Here is a 4,855-nt window from a genome sequence, read left to right on the forward strand (position 1 = left end):
CGTACTATTTTGTATTCGTCAGTACATAGCGATTGCCCTCGGCATCGGTTACCACCAGCGTAAGCGTTTTTCCGGCGGTTGTGGCGAGCTGGTTGCCATTGGCACTGAGTACGTATCCGCCAGCCGAGCCTTCGGTCACAGCCAGGTTGTCTACCACCTGATTGAGAAAATCGGAGTTATCGTCCGTATGCTGAATTTTAATGGCCATGGACACTTTCGAAGTGGCTTCCTGCGTCAGCGTAATCGAGCCCTGCATGCCCGCCTCTTCAGCGGTATATTCCAGTTTACTGTTAACAACAATTTTCTTGAAAACATACTTACCCACCACTTTCGTGGCCAAGTCCGTTACGGGCTGCGGCTCGGGCTCGGGTTCCGGATCTTTTTCGGATTTCTTACAGGAACTAAGACTGGCGATCAATACAAATAGGACGAGAAGCGACTTACTGACGAAGGAAAAAGCATTCATAGAATGAAAAGATTGAAGATTGATTGTCGGCAGCAAAGGTGCACTTATGGCTTAGCCCCGTAGTAGGCCAGTGTTCGTCAATTGCCAGGAATGATGGTTTGAGTGCAGAAAGGTGGGGTTGAATTGGGGCTGGGATTTAGGCATTGCCTTGGCCGTTTTAGAAGCTCGTTATTCACCTAGACTGGGTTTGTTCCCGCAGACATGGCTGTTCGGTATCCCCTGAGCCTTCCAGACTGGGTCCCTCCACGACTAGTGACAACCTGCTCAGAGCCAACGCGTTGCGGCTGTTATAGGTCATTCCGTGGCTCAGGGGCGGGAGAGGTTTGTATCTTTTAGTAATAGTTGTTAATTGATTGTTATTAGTTATTAGTTATTGGCGAATTGGTATAGTGGACAGTACAAACCCGCACCCCGTCCTATCGCATTCCATGCGGGGCATCCCATGCCGGGCTTAAGCCGCTTATGTCCGCAGCAATGCGGTAGCCCTGAGCAAGAGGAAATCAGCAGCGTTCGCGATAGAGACTAAAAGATCAGCCATCTCGGCGGGGCGAAATAGTGACTCAGTAGCACTACTTAATAGTTAGTCAGGTTTCCTGGTGAAATACCTAGAGACTCAATAACCAGCCGTCTTCAAAGAACCAAGCTCGCTCTGTCCAAGGCAAAAAAATAACTTAAAAAATCATCCACATACTCGCCAGGACAAGCCGTGCGATTTGACACAACGCGTGCGGTATCGCACACTTTTGCAATGCATTGGTTTTGGTAAGTCTTTGAAATACAATTACATACGTTGTGGCACGCTTGTGGCATGTACTAAAGGGTAGTATCACTTCATTTTTCAACCTTTTAGTACCCATGGATCGGGAAGTACAGGCAGAATACCGAACGCGACAACGCAACCGACGATGGCTGGTGGCCTCCGGCCTACTACTAGCTCTAATAGCAGGTATTTACGGCGTTCGAAGCACGCTGGAAAGCTCCATCGAAGGCTCGCGGATACGGACCGCTCCGGTGAGCGTCGGCGACGTAGAAAATACGCTGACCGCTACGGGTGAAGTCATTCCGGCGTATGAACAAATTATGACTAGTCCCATTCGGGCGAGTATCAAACGGGTACTGCTCACGACAGGTACGCCCGTCGAGCCGGGTAAGGCCATTCTCGAACTGGACAAATCGCTGACGCAGATTGAATACGAGAAAATGCAGGATCAGCTGGAGCTAAAACGCAACGGCATCGATCAGTTGCGAATGAAGCTCAATAAGAACCTGTACGACGCCGAAATCAGTGATAAAATCAAGTCACTTAATATCAACAAACTTCGGGCGGACATTGAAGATTCCCGTCGCTTGCAGAAAGTAGGCGGTGGTACCCGTGAAGACATCACCCGGGCAGAAAACGCTCTGAAGATCGCCGAACTCGAAAAGCAGCAGCTCGAAAACGATCTGACCTACAATCGGCAGTCGATGGGAGCCAGCCTGCGGGAAACCGAACTGGGGGCCCAGATCGAAAGCAAGAATCTCAAAGAGTTGGAACATAAACTGAAACGGGCGGACATCGTGGCCGACCGCAAGGGGGTCCTCACCTGGGTCAACGAAAATATTGGTTCATCCGTCAACGAAGGCGAAATGCTGGCGAAAGTGGCCGATCTGGGCAGTTTCCGGGTGGATGGCTCCTGCTCCGACATCTATGCTGATCAGGTGAAAGTCGGCTTGCCCGTCATCTTAAAAATAAACGATACAACGCTTCGGGGCCAGATTACGCAGGTAAAACCCGCCATCAGTAATGGGATCGTCAAGTTCGTCATCCAGCTCGATAACGCCCAGAGTACGCTGTTACGACCCAACATGAAAGTGGACGTATTTGTCGTCACCGATCGCAGTACGCAAACGCTGCGGGTAGCGAATGGCCCCGCCTTTACGGGTAAACGCAAGCAGTACGTCTACGTGCGGGAAGGCAACAAAGCGTATCGGCGGGAAGTAGAAATCGGACGCTCCAACTTCGATTTCGTGGAAATTAAAAGCGGATTGAAGGAAGGCGATCGGGTCATTCTGACGGACTTAAATCAGTATCAGCACCTGGAAGAAATCAGTATCAAGCCATGAAAATCTACGCGTTTCTCCTGCTGATGCTGTGGAATGTTGGTACACTCTGGGCTCAGGAATACAAACTCACGCTGGTGGAGGCGGTGGAACAAGCCCGTAATCAATCCATCGCCGCTAAACAGGCTATTACCCAGAAAAAGACTACGTACTGGCAGTACCGCTCTTTTCTAGCGGATTACCGACCCCAATTGAGTCTGGATGGTACGCTGCCCGGTTTTACCCGTTCGTACATTGAAGTCGTGCAACCCGACGGTACGATTGCTTTTCAGCCCGTATCGAACAATAATTCCTTGCTGAGCCTGTCGCTGAGCCAGAGCATTGCCCCGACGGGCGGTACGCTGTACGTGCAAAATCAGTTACAACGCTTTGATGACTTTGCCCGCGACAACACGCGGTACAATGGCGTCCCCTTTGAAATTGGTATCCGGCAACCCCTGTTCCGTTACAATGCCATGCGATGGGACCGCCGCATTCAGCCGCTGAAATACCAAGAAGGCATGCAGCAGTACCTTTCGTCGATGGAAGAAGTAGCTCTGCAAGCGTCGGGGTATTATTTCGATCTGCTGGTTGCTCAGGTGAATTTACAGATTGCTGAGAAAAACCGTCAGAATAACGACACGCTCTATAAAATTGCCCAGCATAAACTGGAGTTGGGACGCATCTCGCAGAATGACCTGCTGCAATTGCAAATGGGGGTACTGACGGCAGAGAAAGACCTGGCCTCGGCACAGCAATCGGCTACGGTAGCTTCGTTGCAACTGAATCGGTACATCGGTTTTCGGAATGATCGAATGCCCGAACTGGAAATTCCGACCCAACTGCGGGAGTTTGTCGTGGAGCCGCAAAAGGCCATTGACGAAGCCTTCGCAAACCGGGCCGATGCCGTAGCATTTAGTCGTCGCCTGCTGGAAGCCGAACGCGATGTACAGCAGGCCGTGAAGGAAAATGGATTGAACGCCTCGCTGAACGCCACGTTCGGGTTGTCGAACCGGGGTAGTCAGCCGATGGATGTCTACCGTAAACCGCAGGATCGGGAGTTCGTGGAGTTGCAGTTTACGCTGCCCATTCTGACCTGGGGACGAAATAAAGCTCGCACGGAGGTGGCTAAAGCGAACCGGGAGTTTGCCCAGCAGTCGGTAGACCAGGATAAGCTAACGTTCGAACAGCAGATTTTCACGCAGGTGACGCTCTTACAGATGCTCCAGAAACAGGTACGGCTTACGCGGCTGGCCGACGAGATTGCGGCCAACCGCTACCAGATTGCTCAGGAGCGATTTATTTTAAGCAATATGAGCGTAACGGATCTGGCCATTGCCACGCAGGAGAAGGACCGGGCCAAACGGGATTACATTCTGGCTCTGCGGGATTACTGGCAGTCGTACTACAGTCTGCGGTTGCTGACGCTGTATGACTTTGAGCGGAAGGAAAAGATTCGTTATGAATAATTTAGTTCTGGGTCATGTTAAGACTGATTTGGGTCTTCAGGACTGGTTGGCTGCTAGTCCCAAGGTGTTTCGTTATTCACCTAGACTGAGTTTGGTCCCGTAACCTTGGCTGTTCGGTAACCCTAGAGCCTTCCAGGCTGGACCTCTCCACGCCTAATGACAGCCTGCTTTGGGCCACCGCGTTACGGCTGCCGTAGGTCGTTCCGTTGCTCTAGGGCGGGGGGGGGCATCTTTGGGTATTTCATTAGTTGTTAGTGATTCTTGTTATAGGCCAAAAGGAGTAGTGGAGTGGTTGTTAGGCGGAGCCTGGGTTGGTACGCATGACGGGTATTGTCACTAAAAAATGAATTCAAAACATCAGTATTAATAAAACATCAGTAGTTAACCTGACAAACCTTATGATCAAGTTACAGAACGTTGAGAAAGTGTACCGAACCAGCTCAGTGGAAACGCTGGCCCTGAATAACATTAACCTGACGGTGAACCGGGGCGAATTTGTGTCCATCATGGGACCTTCGGGTTGTGGCAAAAGTACGCTGCTGAATATTATGGGATTACTCGACGAACCTTCCAGCGGACACATTGAAATTGATGGTAGCCGCGTCGAACGGTATCAAGACAAGGCTCTGGCCCATTTACGGAATCAAAAACTGGGTTTTATTTTCCAGAGCTTTCACCTGATCAATGATCTGTCGGTACTCGATAACGTAGAAATTCCTTTGCTGTACCGGAGTACTACTGCGAAACAACGCCGCGAACTGGCTCAGCAAGCCTTGGAAAAAGTGGGTCTGAGTAACCGGATGAAACACTTTCCCAAGCAGCTTTCGGGTGGACAGAAACA

The 4,855-nt window shown here is 50.7% G+C and carries 4 protein-coding genes; 3 read left to right on the forward strand and 1 reads right to left on the reverse strand.

Annotation, left to right across the window (positions count from 1 at the left end; genetic code table 11):
- Positions 1-4: 4 nt before the first annotated feature.
- On the reverse strand, positions 5-466 hold the full coding sequence (locus ACOJTG_RS14605; protein WP_420154502.1) for a hypothetical protein: 462 nt from the start codon (positions 464-466) through the stop codon (positions 5-7).
- Positions 467-1,321: 855 nt separating this feature from the next.
- On the opposite strand from ACOJTG_RS14605, the gene ACOJTG_RS14610 reads away from it, so the two are divergent.
- From ACOJTG_RS14610 to ACOJTG_RS14620, 3 genes are all read left to right on the forward strand, one after another.
- Complete coding sequence (locus ACOJTG_RS14610) at positions 1,322-2,569, forward strand: efflux RND transporter periplasmic adaptor subunit (RefSeq protein WP_420154503.1); 1,248 nt, start codon at positions 1,322-1,324, stop codon at positions 2,567-2,569.
- Positions 2,566-4,014: a TolC family protein gene (locus tag ACOJTG_RS14615; protein WP_420154504.1), complete on the forward strand. Its 1,449-nt coding sequence runs from the start codon at positions 2,566-2,568 to the stop codon at positions 4,012-4,014. Before ACOJTG_RS14610 ends, ACOJTG_RS14615 begins: the two co-directional genes overlap by 4 nt.
- A 398-nt stretch (positions 4,015-4,412) precedes the next feature.
- Positions 4,413-4,855, forward strand: a 443-nt coding sequence (locus ACOJTG_RS14620; RefSeq protein WP_420154505.1) for an ABC transporter ATP-binding protein, incomplete at its 3' end; no start/stop codon positions are given.

It is taken from the genome of Siphonobacter sp. (genome assembly GCF_048595215.1).
GTDB lineage: Bacteria > Bacteroidota > Bacteroidia > Cytophagales > Spirosomataceae > Siphonobacter.

Coding starts and splice junctions, on each gene's coding strand:
- ACOJTG_RS14605 (WP_420154502.1), bottom strand. CDS start 466: ATGAATGCTTTTTCCTTCGTCAGTAAGTCGCTTCTCGTCCTATTTGTA.
- ACOJTG_RS14615 (WP_420154504.1), top strand. CDS start 2,566: ATGAAAATCTACGCGTTTCTCCTGCTGATGCTGTGGAATGTTGGTACA.
- ACOJTG_RS14610 (WP_420154503.1), top strand. CDS start 1,322: ATGGATCGGGAAGTACAGGCAGAATACCGAACGCGACAACGCAACCGA.